At 71.2% G+C, this 21,453-nt stretch carries 22 protein-coding genes; 16 read left to right on the forward strand and 6 right to left on the reverse strand.

Annotation, left to right across the window (positions count from 1 at the left end; genetic code table 11):
* Nucleotides 1-10 precede the first annotated feature (10 nt).
* From Prubr_RS26110 to Prubr_RS26120, 3 genes are all read left to right on the forward strand, one after another.
* On the forward strand, nucleotides 11-1,621 hold the full coding sequence (locus tag Prubr_RS26110) for a phosphate ABC transporter substrate-binding protein PstS (RefSeq protein WP_212817570.1): 1,611 nt from the start codon (nucleotides 11-13) through the stop codon (nucleotides 1,619-1,621).
* Complete coding sequence (locus Prubr_RS26115; protein WP_212817571.1) at nucleotides 1,618-4,119, forward strand: hypothetical protein; 2,502 nt, start codon at nucleotides 1,618-1,620, stop codon at nucleotides 4,117-4,119. Before Prubr_RS26110 ends, Prubr_RS26115 begins: the two co-directional genes overlap by 4 nt.
* 70 nt (nucleotides 4,120-4,189) lie before the next feature.
* Complete coding sequence (locus tag Prubr_RS26120; RefSeq protein WP_212817572.1) at nucleotides 4,190-5,053, forward strand: sortase; 864 nt, start codon at nucleotides 4,190-4,192, stop codon at nucleotides 5,051-5,053.
* A 61-nt stretch (nucleotides 5,054-5,114) separates the two neighbouring features.
* Here the strand turns inward: Prubr_RS26120 and Prubr_RS26125 are convergent, their stop codons facing one another.
* Entirely contained in the window at nucleotides 5,115-6,161 is a 1,047-nt protein-coding gene (locus Prubr_RS26125) for a substrate-binding domain-containing protein (RefSeq protein ID WP_212817573.1), read from the reverse strand.
* A gap of 257 nt (nucleotides 6,162-6,418) precedes the next feature.
* On the opposite strand from Prubr_RS26125, the gene Prubr_RS26130 reads away from it, so the two are divergent.
* A complete protein-coding gene (locus Prubr_RS26130; protein WP_212817574.1) occupies nucleotides 6,419-7,240 on the forward strand; it encodes a phosphate ABC transporter ATP-binding protein in 822 nt (273 codons plus the stop codon).
* Here Prubr_RS26130 and Prubr_RS26135 read toward each other — a convergent pair.
* Nucleotides 7,216-8,145 carry an alpha/beta fold hydrolase gene (locus tag Prubr_RS26135; RefSeq protein ID WP_212817575.1) on the reverse strand — a complete coding sequence of 310 codons (930 nt, stop codon included), beginning with the start codon at nucleotides 8,143-8,145 and terminating at the stop codon, nucleotides 7,216-7,218. The two genes, Prubr_RS26130 and Prubr_RS26135, sit on opposite strands and share 25 nt — an antisense overlap.
* The gene (locus tag Prubr_RS26140; RefSeq protein WP_212817576.1) at nucleotides 8,138-8,605 is read right to left on the reverse strand and encodes a hypothetical protein; all 468 of its coding nucleotides are present in this window, start codon (nucleotides 8,603-8,605) and stop codon (nucleotides 8,138-8,140) included. The genes Prubr_RS26135 and Prubr_RS26140 overlap by 8 nt, the downstream gene beginning before the upstream one ends.
* A gap of 96 nt (nucleotides 8,606-8,701) precedes the next feature.
* Here Prubr_RS26140 and Prubr_RS26145 point away from each other — a divergent pair, with 96 nt between their 5' ends.
* Nucleotides 8,702-9,505, forward strand: a complete 804-nt coding sequence (locus Prubr_RS26145; protein ID WP_212817577.1) for an inositol monophosphatase family protein — start codon at nucleotides 8,702-8,704, stop codon at nucleotides 9,503-9,505.
* Between the two features lie 31 nt (nucleotides 9,506-9,536).
* On the opposite strand, the gene Prubr_RS26150 is transcribed toward Prubr_RS26145, so the two are convergent.
* Both Prubr_RS26150 and Prubr_RS37760 read right to left on the reverse strand, forming a co-directional pair.
* A complete protein-coding gene (locus Prubr_RS26150; RefSeq protein WP_212817578.1) occupies nucleotides 9,537-10,286 on the reverse strand; it encodes a phosphotransferase enzyme family protein in 750 nt (249 codons plus the stop codon).
* Nucleotides 10,283-10,414 carry a hypothetical protein gene (locus Prubr_RS37760; RefSeq protein ID WP_281425844.1) on the reverse strand — a complete coding sequence of 44 codons (132 nt, stop codon included), beginning with the start codon at nucleotides 10,412-10,414 and terminating at the stop codon, nucleotides 10,283-10,285. Before Prubr_RS37760 ends, Prubr_RS26150 begins: the two co-directional genes overlap by 4 nt.
* A 130-nt stretch (nucleotides 10,415-10,544) precedes the next feature.
* On the opposite strand from Prubr_RS37760, the gene Prubr_RS26155 reads away from it, so the two are divergent.
* From Prubr_RS26155 to Prubr_RS26205, 11 genes are all read left to right on the forward strand, one after another.
* Nucleotides 10,545-10,913, forward strand: coding sequence for a hypothetical protein (locus tag Prubr_RS26155; protein ID WP_212817579.1), 369 nt, complete (start codon nucleotides 10,545-10,547; stop codon nucleotides 10,911-10,913).
* Between the two features lie 446 nt (nucleotides 10,914-11,359).
* The gene (locus Prubr_RS26160; protein ID WP_212817580.1) at nucleotides 11,360-12,151 is read left to right on the forward strand and encodes an IclR family transcriptional regulator; all 792 of its coding nucleotides are present in this window, start codon (nucleotides 11,360-11,362) and stop codon (nucleotides 12,149-12,151) included.
* Between the two features lie 88 nt (nucleotides 12,152-12,239).
* Nucleotides 12,240-13,082, forward strand: a complete 843-nt coding sequence (locus Prubr_RS26165) for an amidohydrolase family protein (protein ID WP_212817581.1) — start codon at nucleotides 12,240-12,242, stop codon at nucleotides 13,080-13,082.
* The gene (locus Prubr_RS26170; protein WP_212817582.1) at nucleotides 13,079-14,446 is read left to right on the forward strand and encodes an MmgE/PrpD family protein; all 1,368 of its coding nucleotides are present in this window, start codon (nucleotides 13,079-13,081) and stop codon (nucleotides 14,444-14,446) included. Before Prubr_RS26165 ends, Prubr_RS26170 begins: the two co-directional genes overlap by 4 nt.
* Nucleotides 14,447-14,492: 46 nt before the next feature.
* The gene (locus Prubr_RS26175; RefSeq protein WP_212817583.1) at nucleotides 14,493-15,749 is read left to right on the forward strand and encodes an ABC transporter substrate-binding protein; all 1,257 of its coding nucleotides are present in this window, start codon (nucleotides 14,493-14,495) and stop codon (nucleotides 15,747-15,749) included.
* Nucleotides 15,750-15,769: 20 nt separating this feature from the next.
* Entirely contained in the window at nucleotides 15,770-16,636 is an 867-nt protein-coding gene (locus tag Prubr_RS26180) for a branched-chain amino acid ABC transporter permease (protein ID WP_212817584.1), read from the forward strand.
* Complete coding sequence (locus Prubr_RS26185) at nucleotides 16,633-17,706, forward strand: branched-chain amino acid ABC transporter permease (RefSeq protein ID WP_212817585.1); 1,074 nt, start codon at nucleotides 16,633-16,635, stop codon at nucleotides 17,704-17,706. Before Prubr_RS26180 ends, Prubr_RS26185 begins: the two co-directional genes overlap by 4 nt.
* A complete protein-coding gene (locus tag Prubr_RS26190) occupies nucleotides 17,703-18,437 on the forward strand; it encodes an ABC transporter ATP-binding protein (RefSeq protein ID WP_212817586.1) in 735 nt (244 codons plus the stop codon). Before Prubr_RS26185 ends, Prubr_RS26190 begins: the two co-directional genes overlap by 4 nt.
* Complete coding sequence (locus tag Prubr_RS26195) at nucleotides 18,424-19,128, forward strand: ABC transporter ATP-binding protein (protein ID WP_212817587.1); 705 nt, start codon at nucleotides 18,424-18,426, stop codon at nucleotides 19,126-19,128. The genes Prubr_RS26190 and Prubr_RS26195 overlap by 14 nt, the downstream gene beginning before the upstream one ends.
* A complete protein-coding gene (locus Prubr_RS26200) occupies nucleotides 19,129-19,809 on the forward strand; it encodes an MFS transporter (RefSeq protein WP_212817588.1) in 681 nt (226 codons plus the stop codon).
* Entirely contained in the window at nucleotides 19,806-20,591 is a 786-nt protein-coding gene (locus Prubr_RS26205; RefSeq protein ID WP_212817589.1) for an MFS transporter, read from the forward strand. Before Prubr_RS26200 ends, Prubr_RS26205 begins: the two co-directional genes overlap by 4 nt.
* 98 nt (nucleotides 20,592-20,689) lie before the next feature.
* Here the strand turns inward: Prubr_RS26205 and Prubr_RS26210 are convergent, their stop codons facing one another.
* Nucleotides 20,690-21,202, reverse strand: coding sequence for a 3'-5' exonuclease family protein (locus tag Prubr_RS26210; RefSeq protein WP_212817590.1), 513 nt, complete (start codon nucleotides 21,200-21,202; stop codon nucleotides 20,690-20,692).
* Nucleotides 21,203-21,453 lie beyond the last annotated feature (251 nt).

A 21,453-nucleotide genomic window follows, 5' to 3' on the forward strand; every position in this document is an offset into this window, starting at 1 on the left:
TGGAGGACCGATGAAACGGCGCGGCAGGCTGACCGGCGCGGTGCTGGCGATACTGGTCGCGGTGACGACACCGGCGGCACCGGCCTTCGCCGTGCCGTACGAGCAGGTCGAGGGGACCGGTTCGACGTGGAGCGCCAACGCGCTCCAGCAGTGGGTGACCGGTGTGCAGGCGACCGGCAACCGGGTCGTGTACACCGCCAACGGATCGTCGGCGGGCCGGCGCGACTTCAGCAACTCCCAGAGCGACTTCGGCGTCTCGGAGATCCCGTACCAGACCCGGCCGGACCCGAGGACGGGCGTCGTCGAGGAGGCCCGCCGCGAGTTCGCGTACATGCCGATCGTCGCCGGCGGCACCTCGTTCATGTACCACATCAAGGTCGGCGGCAAGCTCTACCGCGACCTGCGGCTGTCCGGCGAGACGATCGCCGGCATCTTCACCAACCGGATCACCAAGTGGAACGATCCGGCGATCACCCGCGACAACAACGGCAGGGCGCTGCCGGCGATCGACATCGTGCCCGTGGTGCGTTCCGACGGCTCGGGTACGACCGCCCAGTTCTCGCTCTGGATGGACAAGCAGCACCAGCGGCAGTGGCGCGACTACTGCGACTGCCAGGGGCTGACGTCGTACTACCCGCGCACGGGTCGGCAGGTGGCGCAGAGCGGTTCCGACAACGTCGCCAACTACGTGGCCGCCGGCTCCGGCAACGGCACCATCGGCTACGTCGAGTACTCCTACGCCCGCAACAAGAACTTTCCGGTGGCCAAGATGCTGAACCGGGCCGGGTACTACGTCGGGCCGACCGACCACAACGTCGCCGTCGCGCTGCAGGAAGCCCGGATCAACACCGACCGCAGCAACCCGCGCGAATACCTGACCCAGATCCTCGACGGGGTGTACGCCAGCAACGACAAGCGGTCGTACCCGCTGTCGTCGTACTCGTACATGATCCTGCCGGTCGCGGCCGACGACCGGCGGATGACGCCGGGGCGGGCCCGGGCACTGGCCGACTACGCCTACTACTCGATCTGCGAGGGGCAACGCAACGCCGGGCAGCTCGGCTACTCGCCGCTGCCGCGCAACCTCGTTCAGGCCGGCTTCGAGCAGATCGCCCGGATCGCCAAGCTCGCCGCCGAGGACCGCACCGACAAGGACTTCGCCAACTGTCCGAACCCGACGTTCGATCCCCGTAACCCCAACGTCAACAAGCTCGCCCGCGAGGCGCCGAACCCGCCGGAGTGCGACCGGCAGGGCCAGGGCCCGTGCGGCGCGGCGGGGGGCGGTGGCCCACGACCCACCGGTACGGCGTCCCCGCCGCCCGGCGGCACGCCGCAGGGCGGGGTCCCGTCCGCCGGTCCGTCCCCGTCGGCGTCGGCCGGCACCTCCCCGGTCGACGCCGACGGGGACGGCGTCGCCGACGTCGACCCGGAGACCGGCCAGCCGATCCTGGCCGGCGGGGGCGGGGGCGACCTGGTCGGCTCGGCGACCGAGGTGGCCGCGTTCCGGCAGGACGGCGGCCGGTGGGTGCCGCTGCTCGCCGCCGGCCTAGTCCTGCTCGTGGTGTTGCTGCCGGCCCTGGTCACCCGGTCACTGACCCGCCGGCCGGAGGCCCGGCGATGAGCGTCGCCCGCCGGGTCGGGTTCGCGGTCGCGCTGCTCGCCGCCGCGTCCGTCGCCCCCGGCCTGCTCGGCCGGCCGGCGACGGCGGAACCACCGGCCGACGCCGCCGTCACCCTGACCAGGGAGATCCACCGTGGCGACCGGGAGACCCGGACCGCGACCGTCTCGGTCTCCGAACACCAGAACCTGATCAACCGGCAGATCGTCCGGATCAGCTGGTCCGGTTTCGTACCCAGCCACGGCCTGCCGATCGGGACCGTTCCGCAGAACGCCAGCGCGCCCAACGAGATGGAATACCCGGTCGTCGTGATGCAGTGCGTCGGCGCCGATCCCGCGCAGCGGGACTGCTACTTCCAGCGCCCGATCGCCCGGGTGGCGTCGCGGATGTCGTACTGGGACGCGCTCCAGCCACCGGACCGGCAGGCCGACGGATACGTGGAGCCGTTCAAGGCGGTCACCCGCGACGAGCCGTATCAGCTGCAGAGCGGCGACATGCCCCCGGACTTCGGCACGAACTCCTTCGCCGGCACCACCCTCGTCGAGCCGACCGGCCTCTCCGGTGACCGGACCGACGTCCGGTTCGAGATCCGTGACCAGGTGACGACCCCGAGCCTCGGCTGCTCGGCGACCAGCGAGTGCTCCATCGTGGTCGTACCGGTGATGGACCTGGTCTGTGCCGCCGACGCCGACCCACCCTGCCGGGCCGGGCCTCTCGCCCCGCTCGGGGCCCCCAGCCAGGGCGTCGTCTACAACGAGAGCCTGACCACGCAGGCCTGGTATCTCGAGTCGAACTGGCGCAACCGGTTCGTCGTGCCGATCACGATCGCGCCACCGGAGGCGACCTGCGACGCCACCGACCCGCGACCGCAACGCGCCCTCGTCGGAGCCGAGACCGCCGACCTGGCGATGCGCCGCGTCGGGCAGGACCTCTGCGTCGACCGGTCCGCCCCGAAGATCGCCCACGTGCGACAGAGCGAGGAGGTGGCCCGTGGGTCGCTGGCCAGGGCGAACGGCACGGAGTACGAGGCCGACGCCGCCCTGGTCACCCGCCCGGTGACGAACTCGCCCCGGCCGCTGGTGCATGCGCCGATCCTGGCCACCGGGTTCGCGGTGACGTTCGCCGTCGACGTGCAGGTGCCGGGCGAGGCCCCGTACGAGATGGCCGACCTGCGACTCAACCCACGCCTGCTGGCGAAGCTGTTGACCCAGTCGTACAAGAACGTCGGGTGGGGCAACCACGACCACCCGACGATCGGTGAGAACCCGCAGACGCTGTTCCACGACCCGGAGTTCCACGCCCTCAACCCCGACTATCCGGTCGCCGACGGGCAGCCGGCCAACAGCAACAACGCGGTCGTGGCCCAGAGCCTCGCGGTGGTCACCAACGACTCGGACGCCTACCACGAACTGACCCGCTACGTCGCCGCCGACGGCGAGGCGGCCCGGTGGCTCGCCGGCGAACCCGACGAGTACGGCACCGTGGTCAACCCGCGGTACCGGGGCACGCCGTTCCCGATGGCCCGGTTCGAGCAGCGCGACGACTGGCACCAGGAGGGTGTGCCGTGCGGAGCGCTGCCGGCGCTGACCGCCAGCCAGCACGTCGCGCCGACCCTCCATGACGCCACCTACATGATCGCGGACTCACAGGGCCTCAACCAGGAGTGCGTCAACGGGGGCACGCCCGGGAATCCAGTCTGGGGGTGGGCCAAACCGAACCGTCTCTACTACCCCAACCGGGTCTATCTCGCCGTCTCCTCGGTCGCGTACGCGCGGGCGTACGGGCTGCCGACGGCACAGCTGCAGAGCGGCCGGACGGCCGACGGCGGGCGTACGTTCGTCGACCCGACCCCCGAGTCGATGACGGCGGCGCTGCGGCACACGGTGCGTGACGCGGCGAGCGGCACGCTGCTCGTCGACCACGCCAACCTGCCCGCCGACGCCTACCCGGGCACGTTGCCGGTCTACGCGGCCGTGCCGACCGCCGGGCTGGCCGCCGACGTCGCCGCCGACTATGCCGAGTTCCTGCGTCGCGCTGTCGACGACCGGCGGCAGACGCTCGGCTCCGGAGTGGGACAGTTGCCGGACGGCTACGCGCCGCTGCCGCCGGAACTGCGCCGGCAGACCCGCACCCTCGCCGAGGTGGTCGCCCGGCAGCAGGGGGCGCCGCCGGCACCCACACCCGGGCCGTCGTCGTCGCCGGCCGACACCGGCGGCGGGCCGACCGGCACGAACCCCGATCCGGCCGGCACCGCGTCCACCCCGACCCCGGGTACGTCGGTCCCGACGTCGGCCACGCCGACGCCGAGCGGACCGCAGGTGGTGGTGCCGCGGGCGGCGACCCGCGGCGAGACGTCGGTGCTCGGCCGGTGGGCGCTGCCGGCGGTGCTCGGCACCGGCCTGCTCGTCCTGCTGGTGCTGCCGTTCGTCCTGCTGGCCGCCCAGCCGGACCATCCGCTGCGCCGGCTCGGCCAGAACGCCCGGCGGCTGCTGACCCGGTAGCGCATCCCGAACACCCCGGCCGGGGGCGGCCCACCCGCCGTCCCCGGCCTTTTCCCGAAGGAGCCAGGCAATGGCTGGTACGCAGGTCGACGCCGGGCCGGTCCGGACCGGTCGCGGCGCGATGACGGTGGCGGGGGTGCTGACGCTGGTGGCGCTGCTCGCGTTCGGCTTCGTCGGCTATCTGCTGATGGTCAGCCCGTTGCAGCAGCAGCGGACGCAGAACAACCTCTTCGACCGGATCCGGGGCGAGCTGGCGCAGGCGACCGCACCGATCGGCGGCGCCATCGCCCCCGGCACTCCGGTCGCCGTGCTCAGCATCGGTTCGATCGGGTTGGAGGCGGTGGTGGTCGAAGGGACGTCGGCGGCCGACCTGCTCGCCGGGCCGGGCCACCGCCGCGACACCCCGCTGCCGGGCCAGGCCGGGGTGTCGCTGCTGTACGGCCGGGCCGGCACCTTCGGGGCGCCGTTCCGCCGGGTGCCGGACCTGGTTCCCGGTGCGACCGTCGGCGTCGTCACCGGACAGGGCGAGTTCACCTACCGGGTCGAGGGCGTGCGCCGCGACGGTGATCCGCTGCCGGCCCCGCTGCCGGCCGGCGGTGGCCGGCTGACCCTGGTGACGACCGACGCCACCCGGATGCTCACCGCCGCCGACACCGTCTTCGTCGACGCCGTTCTCGTCGGCGACAGCCAGCCGGCCCCGGCCGGGCGGCCCGGGCTCGTGCCGGCGTACGAGCGGGCGCTGCAACCGGATCCGACGGCCGGCTTCCCGCTGGTGCTGTGGTTGCAGGCGCTCGCCCTGGCGGCCGGGGGACTCACCTGGGCCCGGCACCGGTGGGGCCGGGGCGAGGCGTGGGTGGTCGGCACGCCGATCGTGCTGGCCTGCGGCTGGCAGGTGTACGAGGCCGCGGTGCGCCTGCTGCCGAACCTGCTCTGAAACAGGGACCTGGAACGGGGCCGGACGGTGACGCCGTCCGGCCCCGGGATCAGGGGTTGGGTCAGGGGATCCGGACCGGTACGCCGCAGCTGCCCGCGGCCGAGGTCTTCGGCAGCGTCTGGAAGCCGTGGGCCGCGATGATGGCGTCGGCGGCGGCGGTGCACAGGTAGCCGGTCGTGTTGAACACCGTTCCGACCGTGGCCTCCCGGCTGGTCTTGACCACGTTGTAGAGGAGGCGGGTGGGGTTGAAGTTACCGGTGCCGGTGCGCAGAGCGATGATCTTCTGCCCGTTGACGACCGGGACGTTGACGTTGTAGCGGGCGACCGAGAACGGCGCGATCGCGTTGGCGTTGGAGTTGATCAGGGCCGGGTCGTGCTCCTGCGGGTCGTCGTTGACGCAGAAGCTGCCCGGGCTCTCGCTCTTGGTGACGATCTGCGCCTCGGTCAGACCGACCTGGGCGAGGAAGTAGGAGCGGGTGCCGGAGCCCGGCTGGGGCAGCAGCGGGCGGATGGTGGCCGTGGAGGCGCCGGGGACGAAGTCGCTCCACTGGTTGGCGGTCGCCTGGCACTGGTAGATGGCGGCCAGCCGGGCGGGGGTGAAGACCAGGCTCGCCGGGGCGTTGGTGTTCGGGCTGCCGTCGCTGTTGGCGCGGGCGACGGCGATCGCCAGCCCGTCGCCGGCGAACGGGTAGAACGTCAGCGGGACGGGCGGCGGGTTGAAGCTCCCGGGCCCGCTGGACGAGCGGGCGAAGTCGAGGTAGTCGTCCTCCGGGTTGCTGGTGGGGCTGTTGCCGGCGGCGGCCAGCGCGGCGACGCCCTGGCTCGAGCCGTTCGGGCGGTTGATCACCGGCGCGCCGGCCTGCGGCGTGATGGACGGCGTGACGAGGACGTCCCACGACGCCAGCCGGCGGGTCGGGGCGGGGCTCTGGGCGTTGTGCGCGGTCGCCAGCGCGTTCAGGACGAACTGGCTGGTGTCCGAGCCCGAGCCGACGTAGTCGTCGGAGTCCGGGGCGAACGTCGGGTCGGCCTGGGCGCTGACGGCGAGCGCCAGCGTCATGGCCACCGCGGTGAACGCCACCGCGGCACCCTTCAGGGTGGTCTTGCGCATCTGCGGGATACCTCCGCTGGATTTCGATCAGCCTCGATCTGAGGCCGGATCCCAGCCCACCAGTCGGTGACTTTTGGTGCCACCAACGTCACCCAACGACTAACTTCGCGCGACACGGCCTGCGCGTTAACGCGCAGCCAATCGGGCAAAAGTGCTCCAGATGCCCGGCCATTTCCAGGAGTGTCCACGTTCACCGTTCGGTCGCCGGGAGCGGTTAACGTCCGCGACGGCCGCGCTCGGATTCGAAGGAGTCGCCGATGACTGCCGCCACCACGGAACTCGACCTGGACGGGATCCACGCCACCGGCTCGACGCTGCGTACCGAGAACCTGTCGGCCTGGTTCGGCAACCACAAGGTCCTCGACCGGGTGTCGCTGACCATGCCGGCCGGCGTGGTCACCGCCCTGATCGGACCGTCCGGCTGCGGCAAGTCGACGTTCCTGCGGATCCTCAACCGGATGCACGAACTGGTGCCGTCCGCGTCCCTGGCCGGCGAGGTCCTTCTCGACGACCAGGACATCTACGGGGCCGGCCAGCGGCTCACCGAGACCCGACGGCGCATCGGCATGGTTTTCCAGAAGCCGAACCCGTTTCCCACCATGTCGATCGCCGACAACGTCACCGCCGGCCTGAAACTCACCGGCCTGCGGGCCAACCGCGCCGAGAAGGCCGCGCTCGTCGAGGAATGCCTCACCCGCGCCGGCCTGTGGCGCGAGGTCAAGGACCGCCTCCGGCAGCCCGGCGGGGCCCTGTCCGGCGGACAGCAGCAGCGGCTGTGCATCGCCCGCTCGCTCGCCGTACGTCCCGACGTGCTCCTCATGGACGAGCCCTGCTCGGCCCTGGACCCGACCTCCACCCGCCGCATCGAGGAGACCATCGGCGAACTGCGCTCCGAGGTCACCATCGTCATCGTCACCCACAACATGCAGCAGGCGGCCCGGGTCTCCCAGCAGTGCGCGTTCTTCCTCGCCGAGGAGGGCCGGCCGGGCTACGTCGTGGAGCACGGCGACACCGGGCGGATGTTCGGCGACCCGCAGGACCGGCGGACCGCCGACTACGTCAACGGCCGCTTCGGCTGACCCGCCTCGGCGAGGAAGTCGGTGACGAGGGCGGCGATCCGCGCGGGGTCCTCGGCGACCATCGCGTGGCTGGCACCCGCCAGGTGCCGTACCCGCAACGCGGAATTGTCCACAGTGGCCAGCCGTTCCGCGGTGGCCCGGCGGTACGCGGCGTACAGGTCGTGGAACGGCCGCTGTTCGGGCAGATCCTCGGTGGCGAAGACGAGCAGCAGCGGGGACCGGGTCTCCCGGTAGGCCGGGAGCAGGTCGAGCGAGGACATCGCGACGCGCAGTTGGGCGGTCAACCCGGGATCCGGTCGTAGCCGGCTGCGGCCGTCGCCGCACGGCACGAGGTTGCGTTCGAAGGCGGCCGCCCACCCGTCCGGGTCCGCGCCGTACCGCTGCGCCATCGCCCGCTGCCCGGCCAGTGCGGCGGCCACCTGGTCCGCGCCGAGCGGTTCGGCGAGCATCGCGCCCATCGCGTCGAAGGTCGCCCGCAGCCGGGCCAGGTCGCCCGCCGCCTGCTCAGAGTCCATTCCGGACAGTTGGTCGAGGCGGTCCAGGGTGGGGTTTCCGTCGAGGCTGACCGCGCCCGGGCAGTCCGGGTGGCGGTGCGCCCAGAGCGTGGCCAGCATGCCGCCGAGCGAGTGGCCGACCACCGCCGGCCGGACCAGGCCGAGGCTGTCGGCGACGCCGGCCAGGTCGGTCAGGACGTCGTCCCAGTGCCACGGGCCGTCGCCGGACCGTCCGTGGCCGCGCAGGTCGACGGTCACGATCCGGTACGCCGGCCGCAGCCGTTCGGCGAGCGCCGTCATCTGGGCGAGGTTGCCGCCGGCTCCGTGCAGGAGCAGCAGCGGGTGTCCGGAGCCGCCGAGGTCGCGGGCGGCGACGGGTACGGGACCGGAGTCGACGATCGTGTCAGGCATGTCTGTTTCCCTGCTGTAGTAGCCGGTCGCGTACGGAGGCGGGCACCACGCCGCCCTCCGGGTGGCGGGCCAGCTTCCCGCGGTTGACCAGGTCGTGGACGCCCTGCCGGGTGATGCCGAGCATGGCGCCGGCCACCGCGTACGACACCGACCGGGCGGTGGGGTGGCCCGTCCGCCGGGCGACGACCTGACCGAGCGGGCTGCGCCACCAGTCCAGGGGTGGGTCGAACGGGGCGTCACCGGGATAGAGCGTCGAGATCGCGCGCACGATCGCCCCGACGGCGACCCGGTCGTCGCCGTCGAGCATCTGCGTGGCCCATGCTGCGGCCCGCAGTCGGACGATGTCCCGCAGGGCCACGACCGCGTCGTCGCCGTCGAGCAGGATCTCGAGCGGGTCGAGTAGCCGGATGTCGATCAACCTGACGAGTTGCGCGACGAGGTCTGTGTGGCTCGATGGCAAGGCTGGCACCCCCTTCGTTGCTTGACGACTATCGTCAAGTACTTGATGGTGGCTGTCAAGTAGTTGGAGTTGGGGCAGCGGCCATATCCTGCGCGCATGACGACCGACCTGGACCTGACGATCGCCGCCGCGCAGGCCGGAGCCGCCGTCGTGCGGTCCAGGTACGGGACCCCGCTGACCCGCGTCGAGAAGTCCGGAGGCGACTTCGCCACCACCGCCGACCTCGAAGCGGAGCAGGCGATCATCGACGTCCTGCGCGCCGCCCGACCCGACGACGCCGTGGTGGGGGAGGAGGGCGGACGGACCGGGACCGGCGGGACCGGCCGGGTGTGGCTGGTCGACCCGCTGTGCGGAACGTCGAACTACGCGGCGGGCGGCATGCTGGTCGCGGTCAACGTCGCCCTGCGCGCCGGTGCGCGTACCGTGGTCGCGGCCAGCGCCGACCCGTTCACCGGCGAGGTGTTCTGGACCGACGGCGCCCGGGCGTGCGTACGCCGCGGCGGTGCCGACGCGCCGCTCACCCCGTCGGCCGACACGCGACTGGTGGACGTCAACCTCGACTCGCCGAACCCCCACGACCCGACGCTGCGGGCCGTCGGACTGATCGCCGACCGGCGGTTCATCGAGCGGTTCCGACCGCGCGTGGTATCCACCACGCTGGCGGTGGCCTGGGTCGCGGCCGGCCGGCGGGCCGCGTACGTCACCGACGGCGACCTGCGTGACAGCGTGCACTTCACCAGTGGCATCGCCCTGTGCCAGGCCGCCGGCTGCGTGGTGACCGGCATCCACGGGCAGCCGCTGCACACCGGTGCGGGCGGGCTCGTCGTGGCCGCCGACGAGGAGACGCATGCCGACCTGCTGGCCCTCATCGACGGTCCGGCCGTGGCGGAACAGCGGTGACACGGCACTTCCGGGCTGGCCGGCGGCCCGTTCACCGCAGCGCCTCGTGCCACGCCGTCCGGTGCGCGTCGAGATACTCCGCGGTGGTCAGCCAGTAGGGGCCGTCCTCGGTCCAGATCCGCGCCCACGGCTGGATCTGCCGCCGCGCGCCGTCGCGCAGCAGGTCGTACATCGCCCAGGCACGGCGACCCAGCAGGTCCGGCAGCTGCGCCCGTAGGGCCTCGTCGGCGCCGTAGCCGTCGACGAACGCCCGCAGCCGGGCCGCGGACCGCGGCACCGGACGGTCGGCGCGCAGGCCGGCCATGCTCTGCGCGGCGTACGCGAGATCCCACAGTCGCGAACCGGGTGCGGCGGCGTCCCAGTCGATCAGCACCCAGCCCCGGTCGGACCGGACCAGGTTCCACGGCGCGACGTCGTTGTGGCAGACCATCTCCTCCCGGTCCGGCGGAATGAGCCGGTTCCACGCCGCGCCGGCCGGCGGGACGAACCCGGCCAGTGCCCGGTGCAACTCGGCCAGCATCCGGCCGATCGAGAACAGGTCCGCCGACCGGTACGTGCCACGAGGGTCGCCGACCTCGCCGGGGACGTACTCCAGCACCTGGCGGCCCTGCCCGTCGCGGCCGAGCGGCCGGGGTGCCCCGGTGAAACCCACCTCGGCCAGGTGCTCCAGTACGGCGTCGACCGAGTCGGTCCACGGCCCGACCGGTCGGCGTACGGTGTCACCCACCCGGACGAGGCCGGTGGTGGCGTTCCCGGCCAGCGGCTCCTCTTCGACACTCATCGCGAAGACTCGCCCCGCGAATCAGGGGCAGGGCCGCCGAACCCGCCGTATTCGAGGTGGACGGCCAGAATCTGCTGGGCGGTGGCGGGCCAGTAGCCCCGGTGGTCGTCCAGGAACTCGGCGTCCATCAGCGGCTACTTTCCAAGTCACGAAAGATCGACGAGCCGGGCCACTCGCCCAATCGGCCTATGTCTATGGATCAATGGTGTCGGGACGATGAGGTGGCCAGACCTTTATCCGCTCAGGTGAGGAGTCGACTTGATCCGTTCCGTCAAGGCACTGCTGCTCGGGCTGCTGCTGGCAGTGGCCACCACCTTCGTGGCCACGCCCGCGTACGCGGCCGACTATGATCTCCGGTTCGTCGTGAACGATCCCTGTCACTCGCTCAGCTCATTCAGAAGCGTCCACATTGCCATAGGCAACGCCGGCTCGGGCAACTTCGTCGGAACGTCGGGCACAATCCGTGTGCGCGGAATTTCGAGCGGTGGAGATCGTCGGCAGGTCAGCGTCCAGACCAACTGCAGTCGACCGGGTTCGTCGAAGACGGGAACCTGGTGTCGCTGGTTCTACGGCGACGCGAACTGGACTCTTCATATCCATATGAACGCCTCTTGGAACTGGTGTTGAGGGTTCGACCTGGTGTCGGCAGGTGGGTGGTGGGCCTGGAAGCCAAGGTTTCCAGGCCCACCACCTTCTGTTCGGGTGCCGGACCCGCCAGGTGGCGGTGACCGGCGGCGAGCCCGGCGTGGACGCGGATGCGGCGGCGTCGAGCCGGTCCCGGACCGGTCGGCAGGACGTGGCGTACGACGCCGCGTCAACCGGTCGTCGGGTGCCGGGTGTCCCACTTTTCGCCGGTACTGTTAATTGTTGACGTCGGTCCGGCGACATTCGAGAGCATGGCGGCGCCCGGGTGGCGTGCCGGATGACGGATTCGTGCCCGGCCTGTGACGCTCACATTTCGTACCCCCTCTGAACTGCGGAGACGGCCCGGCGAACCTTGACTCGCCCAGATCCGCGGTCCTAGCCTTTGACGCCATAAGAGAGATCCGCTAATGCCCGGACGGGAGGCGGAAATGGAATCCCCCAAAACCTTCGCCAACCAGTCCGCAAAAGTGGTCGAGCAGGCGGTGGAAGTGCTGTGCAGCATCGCCGGGACACCGGAGGAAAACCTCGGCGTTCGTGAGATCAGCCGCCGGCTCGGCATCGGCCGGAGCACGGCCCAGCGTATTCTCGTCGCGTTGCGCAACAGCGGAATGTTGACCGTCGACGAATATCGCGGAACGTATGCGCCGGGCCGCCGACTCGCCGAACTGTCGACCCTACGCCTCTACCGCGGCAACCTCGTCACCGTCGCCCGCCGCCACCTGGAACGGCTGTGGCGGCTCACCGGCGAGACCGTGAGCCTGTCCGTACAGGCGCACGGCCTACGGGTCACCCTCGACAAGATCGACAGCATCCACGACCTGAGACTGTCCACCGACATCGGAGTCGGTTCGCCGCTGTACGCCGGGGCGGCCGGCCGGGTCCTGCTCGCGTTCCTGCCCGAGGACGAGCGCCGGGAGTACCTGGCCTCGGTCGACATCGCCCGGCTCACGCCGGCCACGGTCGACGACCGGGCCGCCCTGGTCCGCTCGCTGGTCGAGGTCCGCCGGACCGGTTACGCGATCTCGTACGGCGAGCGGGTGTCCGGCGGGGTGGCGGTCGCCGCCCCGGTGACCCGCGACGGGCACGCCGTCGCCTCGGTCAGTGTCTTCGCCCCGGCCCACCGGCTGGACCCGGCGACGGCGGCCGACATCGCCCTCGACGTCGTCCGGGCGGCGGCCCTCATCGAAGGGGACCTTTTCATGAAACAACCCGTGGCCTGATTTCCACCCCCTGATCCGAACCGACATTTCCGCCCGGCCGTTTCGGCGCGGGTTGGTGCATCGTGCCCGCAAGACGAGGAGAAACAACGTGATCAAGACATCCGGTGGTCGGGAGATGTTCGTACTGGACTGCCATGCCCACGTCGGCCACAACTCGCTGATGCGACGTTTCACCGGCGGCAAGCGGGAAAAGCACTTCGCCGACGAGGCGGTAACCAACAGCGGGATGCTCGGCATCGACGCGATGATTGCCTTTCCGGTGTCGAATCCGCACACCGACTACTCCGTCGACAACCAGCGGGTGCTCAAGTGGGCGGAGGAGTTCCCGAAGCAGATCATTCCCTTCATCCGGCTCCAGCCGCATTTCGAGGACAAGGCCGTGGCCGATGTCCACCGGTACGCCGCCGGCGGTGCCCGGGGCATCAAGCTGCACCCGCGACTGGACGGCGGCTACGTCGCCAACGACGACATCCTGGTTCGCCCGATCGTCGAGGCGGCGATCGAGAACGACATGGTCATGCTGTTCCACACCGGCGAGACCTGGAACGCCTCGGCCGGTCTGCTGGGCGACCTGGCGACCCGCTACCCGGAGGGCAAGTTCATCTGCGGGCACATGGGCATGCTCGACAGCTACCACGACGCGGTCGCCTACGCCCGCCGGCTGGACAACTTCTGGCTCGACACCACCGACTTCTGGCCACCGACACTGATCACCAAGGCGGTCCGGGAACTCGGTCCGGAGAAGGTCGTCTTCGGTACGGACACGCCCTACATCCCGGCGCACGCCGAGATGACGAAGCTGATCAGCGGGTGCGATCTCACCGACGACGAACTCGCCCTCGTCATGGGCGGCAACCTGGCCAGAGTCTTCGGCCTGGACACCACGTCGGACTCCGCCGCCGTACCGGTTCCGTCCGCCTCCGCGGCATGACCGCCCTCGACCGGCTGTCCGCCTTCGTCGCCGGCCTCGGTGCCGGCGACCTGTCGGACGCCGCCCGTGACGCGGCGAGCCGCAGCCTGCTGGACACGCTGGTCAACGTCACCGCCGGTGCCGACTTCGGGGTGACCGGAGGCACCGGCGGGGCGGGCGGCCCGGATCCGGGCACGATTCCCGACACGGGGCCGGGCGCCGACGCCTTTCGCCTGGCGGTCCTGGCCCAGGTGCTCGACTACTCCGACGGTTGGCGGTTCGGCGGCAACCACCCGTCGTCGCCGGTCGTGGCAGCCTGCCTGGCGATGGCGGTACGCGACCCGGCGGTGACCACGGCCCGGATCCGTACGGCGATGGTCGCCGGCTACGAGGTCGGCGCCCGGCTCGCCGCGGCGACCCATCCGGATCAGACGCTCACCGGCCTGCACCCGACCGGTACGACCGGAGCGGTGGCCGCCGCGGCGGCGGCCGCCTCGCTGCTGCGACTGGACGCGGCACGGGTCGCGGCGGCGTTGACGATCGCCGCGTCGTACGCGCCGTTGAGCCTGATCGGCGGGGTGCTCGCGGGGGCGACCGCGAAGCCGCTCGACGCCGGCTACGCGGCCCGTACCGGGTTGGAGGCGGCGCTGCTGGCCCGGGCCGGGGTGACCGGCTGGGACGGGGCGCTCGCCGGCCGGCAGGGGTTCGTCGGCACGGTCACCGCCGGCCGGCGGGAGGAGTTGCCGGTCGACGACCTCGCGCACCGCTTCACGATCACGGAGGTCTACCTCAAGCCGTACCCGGCCTGCCGGCACACGCACGCGGCCATCGAGGCGGCGCTGGCGGTGCGGGCGCGGGGCCCGTTCGACGCGGGTGACGTGGTGTCGGTCGACGTCGCGAGCTACGACGTCGCGACCCGGGTCGTCGGCAACCGGACCGACACCGCCAGCAGCTACGTCGCCTGCCAGTTGAGCCTGCCGTACGTGGTGGCCGCCGCGCTGCTCGACGGCGGCTACGGACCGGCGCAACTGTCCGCCGCCGCGATCGGCCGGCCCGGGGTGCAGGACCTGGCGGCCCGGGTCACGCTGCGCACCGACGGCGAACTCGACGCGCGGTATCCGGCCGGCAATCCGGCCACGCTGACGCTGACCCGCCGCGACGGCAGCCGGGCCAGCCACCACGTCGAGGTGGCGGCGGGCGACCCGCGCCGCCCGCTGTCCGTCGACCAGATCCTGGCGAAGGCCCCGCCGACCCGGGCCGGTGACGCGGTACGGGCCGCGGCCGATGCGCTGCTCGGCGCGGACGACCGCGTGGCGGCGACCGCGGTCGCGACCGTGCTGCCGGCCGTGGCGCCCGCCCGGGCCGGCGCACCGGTCGCCGGCTGACCGGCGCCTCCTCTCTGTTCCACAGTGCACCGATCGGAGAAGGACCATGCGTGACATCCACATAACAGACAGATCAGCTACCCGGCGGCGGACACTGCTCGCCGCCGGCCTGGCCACGGCGCTGGCGCTCGCCGGCTGTGGTGGCGAAGGCGGCGGCGACAACCCGGACGAGATCCTGTTCGGCAGCATCGGACCGTTCACCGGCCCCAACTCCGCCCTGGGGGAGCAGTGGCGCAACGGCGTCACCCTCGCCGTCGAGGAGATCAACGAGGCCGGCGGCATCAAGTCGCTCGGCGGTGCCCGGCTGCGGGTCCTGGAAGGCGACCACACCGGCCGGCCCGAGGTCGGTGCGGCGCAGACCGAACGGGTCCTCCAGGAGGGTGCGGTGTCGGTGATCGGCGCCCTGGAGAGCGGGGTGACCCTGGTCTCCAGCCAGGCCGCGGAGCGCCAGGGCATTCCCTACATCGTCCCGTTGTCGTCGTCGACCGAGATCACCAGCCGTGGCTTCACCCGCCTGTTCCGGGTCATCGAGGGCAGCGACGCCGGCGCCCGTACGGCCGCCAGCCAGCTCAAGCAGCTGACCGAGGAGCACGGGCTGACCGCGCAGACGGTCGCGATCATCCACGAGGACTCCACCTTCGGCACGTCCATCGCCACCAACACCGAGGAGGCGCTGCGGGCCGAAGGGCTCAACGTGCTCACCCGCATGCCGTACAACGCCGAGTCGTCCGACCTGACCCCCGAAGTCAGCCGGTTGCGGGCGCTGGACCCGGACATCCTGGTGATGAGCAGCTACTACAACGACGCCGCCCTGATCCTGCGGGCGATGCAGCAGCTCGACTTCAACGTCGACGCCATCTTCGGCGTGCGGGTCGGTCCCTTCACCGATCCCGCGTTCCACCAGCAGATGGGTGCGGTCAGCGACTACGTGTTCAACAGCGACGTCGGCATGGACGAGGTCAGCGAGGCGGGCAAGGCGATCGCGGCGAAGTACCAGCAGCGGTTCAACCGCCCGCTGGCCGTACTGGCCCTCTACCCGTACGTCTCGGTACACCTGCTCGCGGACGCGCTGGAACGGGCCGGCTCCACCGACCCGGACGCGCTGACCGAGGCGTTGCGGGCCACCAACCTGACCGACATGCCGCTGGCGGCCGGCGCGATCCAGTTCGACGAGGCCGGCAACAACATCGGCGGGCTCAGCGTGCTGTCGCAGGCGGTCGACGGCCGGCTGTCGGTGGTGTTCCCGACCGAGTACGCGGTCGCCGAGCCGACGCTGCCGGTGCCGGCCTGGCGAGAGCGCTGACGGGCGGAGGTATCCGGACCATGTTGTACGCGCAGAGCATTGTCAGCGGCCTGCTGATCGGCGGTGTGTACGGGCTCATCGCGGTCGGGCTCTCCACGGTCTTCGGCGTCATGAAGATCATCAACTTCGCGCACGGCACGATCATGATGATCGGGATGTTCGTCGTGTACTGGATCTGGCGAACCCTGGGCGTCGACCCGTACGTGTCCCTGCTGATCGTCGTACCGCTGTTGTTCCTCTTCGGCATCGCCGTGCAGTTGCTGCTGGTGGAACGGGTCATCGACGCCCCCGCCGACCAGCAGCTCATCCTCACCATGGGCCTGTCCCTCTTCCTGCTCGGCGGCGCGCAACTGGTGTGGGGCGCCGACTTCCGCACCGTCCAGGTTCCGTACGGCAACTCCGCACTGGACATCCTCGGAGTGTCGGTCAGCGTCCCGCGTCTGATCGCGTTCGCCGCCGCCGGGTTGCTCGCCGCCGGCCTGTTCGCCCTGCTGCGCCACACCGACCTGGGCCGTTCGATCCGCGCGGTCGCCGAGCAGCCGGACGCCGCCGCCGCCGTCGGCATCAACCTGCCGTGGACCCGGGCCCTGACGTTCGGCATCGCCACCGGCTGTGTCGGCGTCGCCGGCACGCTGCTGACACCGTTCTTCTATGTCACACCACAGGTCGGTGAACCGTTCACGCTGATCGCCTTCGTGGTGGTGGCGCTCGGCGGTCTCGGCAACCCCGCCGGCGCCTTCGCCGCCGGGCTGCTGGTCGGCGCACTGGAGGGCCTGGGCGGCGCGCTGCTGCCCGGGTCCACCCGGCAACTCCTCATCTTCGTCGTCTTTCTGCTCGTGCTCGTGGTCCGACCGCAGGGCCTCTTCGGACGGAGGATCGCGCTGTGACCGCCCACTCCTGGACCCGGTTCGCCCCCGCCGTCGCCCCGGCCATCGTCGGCGCGGCCGTACTGACGATCCTGACCACCGCCCCGGGAATGGGCGGATACCTGCTGACCCTGACCATCTCGGCGGTGATGTACGCCTACCTCGCCCAGTGCTGGAACATCGTCGGCGGGTACGCCGGCCGGTTCTCGTTCGGGCACGCGGCGTTCTTCGGGGTCGGCGCGTACACCACCGCGGTGCTCGGCACCCAGTACGGCGTCAACCCGTGGCTGGGGACGGCGATCGGTGCGGTGCTCGCCGCCGTTCTCGGCGTCGCGCTCGCCGCGGTGTCGTTCCGGTTCGGCGTCCGTGGCCCGTACTTCGCGTTGAGCACCCTCGCGCTCGCCGAGACGCTGCGCGTCGTCTTCACCAACTGGGAGATCGTCGGCGCCGCCCGCGGCGTGATGGTCGACTACCTGCCCGGTGCCGGCTGGGGACAGTTCCAGTTCACCGACCGCCTGCCGTACCTCTACCTGATCATCGGGCTGGCGATCGGGGTGACCATACTGGTGTGGGCGCTCGACCGGCACCGCATCGGCCTGTACCTGCGGGCACTGCGCGAGGACGAGACCGTGGCCGCCAGCCTCGGCGTCGACTGCCAGCGGTACGCCACCTACGCGTCGGCGCTGAGCGCCGGCCTGACCGCCGTCGGCGGCGCCTTCTACACCCAGTGGCTGCTGTTCATCGAGGCGCCCACCGTGTACGGGGTGGAGATTTCGATCGCCATGGTGATCCCGGTCCTGCTCGGCGGGGTCGGCACCGTGTGGGGTCCCCTGCTCGGGTCGCTCGCGCTGGCGCCGATTCAGGAGGGCGCCCGGGCGCTGTTCCGCGACCGTCCCGGCGCCGACCTGGTCGTCTACGGCATCGTGATCGCCGTCGTGATCGTGTTCCTGCCCCGGGGCATCGCCGGTCTGTTCGACCGGGCACCCCGGACCGCCCCGCCCCCGCCCCCGGCGGCCCGGCCGGCGGACGAGCCCGGCCCGGCCGACCCGGTCGTACCCGTCAGCCGTGAGGTCGAGGAGGTGAAACGGTGAGCGCAGCTGTCGCGATGACCGTCAAGGGGGTACGCAAGTCGTTCGGTGGACTGGTCGCCGTCAACGACGTGTCGTTCACCCTCGGCGCCGGCGAGGTGCTCGGCATCGTCGGCCCGAACGGTGCCGGTAAGTCGACCCTGTTCGACCTCGTCTCCGGGGTCCAGCCCCGCGACTCCGGAAGCGTCGAGGTCTTCGGCGAGGCGGTCTCCGGACTGCCGGCACACCGCATCGCCCGGCTCGGCCTGGCCCGCACGTTCCAGAAGCTGCGGCCGCTCGCCGGCCTCAGCGTCACCGACAACGTCATGGTCGGTGCCTACTGCCAGACCCGGAGCAAGGCGCGGGCCCGGGCCATCGCCGCCGAGTGCGTCGAGGCGGTCGGGCTGACCCACAAGGCCGACGACCACGCCGACCGGCTATCCACCGGCCAACGCAAGCGGCTGGAGGTGGCCCGGGCGCTGGCCACCGGGCCACGCGTACTGCTCCTCGACGAGATCACCGCCGGAGTGGACCCGGCCGGCGTACCGCTGCTCGTCGAACTGATCAAGAAACTCGCCGGGACGGATCTGTCGATCGTGATCATCGAGCACCGGATGCGGGTCATCCTCGACGTCAGCGACCGGCTGCTGGCCATGCACCTCGGCGCGGTGATCGCCGAAGGGAACCCGACCGAGGTCATGCGCGACCCCGTCGTCGTCGAACGCTACCTGGGGAGATCCTATGCTGACCGTTGAACGGATGCGGGCCGGCTACGGCCGCACCGGTGTCGTCTGGGACGCCGACCTGACCGTCCACAAGGGTGAAGCCGTCGCCCTCATCGGCCCCAACGGCGCCGGCAAGAGCACCGTGCTCAAGGCCATCTGCGGACTGCTGCGGCCCACCAGCGGCTCCGTCGTCTTCGAGGGCACCCCGATCCACGGGATGTCCTGCAACCGCATCGTCGGGCGGGGACTGGCCTACGTGCCGGAGCGGATGAAGCTCTTCCCGGCCATGACCGTCGAGGAGAACCTGCTGCTCGGCGCCTGGTCCAGGCGGGCCCGCGCCGACCGCAGGAAAAACCTGGAATCCATCTACGAACTCCTGCCACGGCTCGTCCCCCTGGCCCGCCGCCCGGCCCACGTCCTCAGCGGCGGCGAACAGCAGGCGGTCGCCCTCGGCCGCGGCCTGATGTCGCGCCCCAACCTGCTGCTCAGCGACGAACCGCTGCTCGGCCTCGACCCGTCGGCCGTCGACAGCATCAAGGAACTCTTCGTCCGGATCAGGGAGCGGGGCGTCACCATCCTGTTCATCGAACAGAACGTCGAACACGCCCTCGACATGGCAGACCGCGTCTACGTGTTGGAGTCCGGCGCCGTGGCGGCCCACGGACCCGTCGCCGAGATGCGCAAACACCCCCTGATGCGGGAAGTCTATCTAGGAGCGTAGGTGCCGGCGTCGCGTACCAGTCAGCCGTCCGTCCAGGCGAAGGCCACCGCCACCCACGCCCGCCCACTGCTGCTGCTGTCCGTACTCGTCGGAGCCGGACTCGTCGTCTCCCTGGTCAGCACCCTCGGCCAACCGATCATCCCGGCCATCGCCGAGGACAACGACATCTCCGCGGGCGCGGCACAGTGGACATTCACCATCTCCATGCTCACCGGGGTGATGGCCACCCCCGCCCTCGGCCGGCTCGGCGACACCGCCCGGGCCAAGGCCGCCCTGCTGTGCTCCGTCGGCCTCGTCGCCGTCGGGGCGCTGCTGGCCGCCAGCGTCCCGTCGTTCACCGCCCTGCTGGTCGGCCGGGCGTTGCAGGGGGTCAGCCTCGGCATCATCCCACTCACGATGGCCATCGCCCGTCAGCAACTACCCGACCGGCTCGTCCGCCCCGCCGTTGCCGTACTGTCCGTCACCGTCGTCACCGGAGCCGGACTCGGCTTCCCGCTGACCGGGATCATCGCCGACCACCACGGCTACCGGGCCACCTTCTGGATCGGCGTCGCCCTGGCGGCACCCACCGCGGTCGCGGTCGCGGTCGTCGTACCCCGGTCCCGGCGCCAGGCCCGGGGCAGCTTCGCCCTGCTCGAATCGATCCTGCTCGCCGGGGCCTCGGTCTCGTACTGCTCGTGATCAGCCAGGCCACCGCCTGGCACTGGGCCGTACTGACCGGGTGCGTCGTCACCGGCACCGCACTGGTCGGCGGCTGGGCACTCATCGCCGTACGGTCCCCGAACCCGCTGGTCGACCTGCGCCTTTCCACCACGCGACCGGTACTCGCCGCCAACGTCGCCGCCTTCTTCCTCGGCGTCGGCATGTACCTGGCCACCTCCCTGGCCATCCACGTCGCCCAGGCACCGACCGGCCAGGCCGGCCTGGCCGCCACCGTCACCGCGACCGGCTTCCTGATCCTGCCGCTGAGCGTGGCCAGCCTGCTGGCGAACCAGTTCACCCGTACCCTCCTCGGCCCCCGCAGTCCCGTCCTGGGCCTGGCCGCCGCGATCGCCGGCGTGGGCCTGTGCGAGATCCTGCTCGCCGTCAACCGCGGCTCACTGATCGCGATCGCGGTTGCGATGGCGGTGCTCGGCGCCGCCCTCGGCACCGCGTTCGCGCTGATGCCGTTCGTCGTGCTGCAGCACGTCCCGACCGAGGAAACCGGCGGCGCGATGAGCCTCAACCTGGTGTTGCGTCACCTCGGCGGGGCGGTCGGCAGTGCCGGCGGCATCGGTATCGCCACCGCCGTCGGGCTCGACACGCCGGCCGGATACACGACGGCGTTCGCGGTCGCCGCCGGGCTGTGTCTGGTGGCCGCCGGCTACGTCGCGCTCACCGGCCACCTCGAACGGCGCCGACGCCCACCGGCCGGTCCGGTACGCCGGCTACCGGCCCACCTCGACGGAACCCAACCGATGTGATCCGCCGTCCCACCCGTCGCGTTTCCCGGTAACGGCTCCTCGTCGGTACGCCCGCACCCGTCGGGTCGGGTCAGGTCCGGCCACCGGTTCCCGTACTCCTACTGCCGGCCATTACGCTGCTCCTTCGCCATACGCTTCAGCTCCTGGAACGCTTCCACGTTCCCCATCGCGTCGTTGACCGGATTGTGGTCGTGCGGCGTCCGACGGAAACGCTTCCAGCCCTGGGTGTCACCCCAGTTGCTCATCAGTCCCGCGTAGAAGTCACTCAGTCGGCGTCCGCTGTGGCCGAACGGGTTGGGAAGCCCGGCCTCGTCGAACAGAGCGGCCATCCACATGAAGTCGTAGGCCGGATTGTCCGACACGAAGACCGGTCGCTCCCTGCCACCGACCTCGCGCAGCCAGTCGGAGAGTTCCGTGGCCACGGTGACGGCGTCGTTGACGCTCGCACCCACCACGGGAACCGCCGGATTGGCGGGGTCGGGTGTTCCCTCGAACAGCACACCGTGGAATGTCCTGCGCGTCTTCTCGTGGACGGCACCGAACTCCGTCATGGTGCCGTTGACCGGGCTCGCACCGGCCGCCTCCACATCCACGAACACGTAGTTGCTCATCGCTCACTCCCTGCCCGGTGACGCTTTCTCGGGCTGCGTCCCATGTGGGCGGCCGCCAGTGTCACATACGTCCGCCAGCGCGGTGAGCGGTATAAGTCGGCGGCCATCGAACACCTCCGCCTCGGAGGCCCTGAAGGGGCACGACCTGATTCGGTCGGCGGTGCTCTTCGACGACACCGCGCGATGAGGCCGCCGCAAATGAAAAGATGGAAAGGAAGCTAATCGCTCCTTTCCATCTTCAACATATATCG

This window comes from Polymorphospora rubra, from assembly GCF_018324255.1.
GTDB classification, from domain to species: domain Bacteria; phylum Actinomycetota; class Actinomycetes; order Mycobacteriales; family Micromonosporaceae; genus Polymorphospora; species Polymorphospora rubra.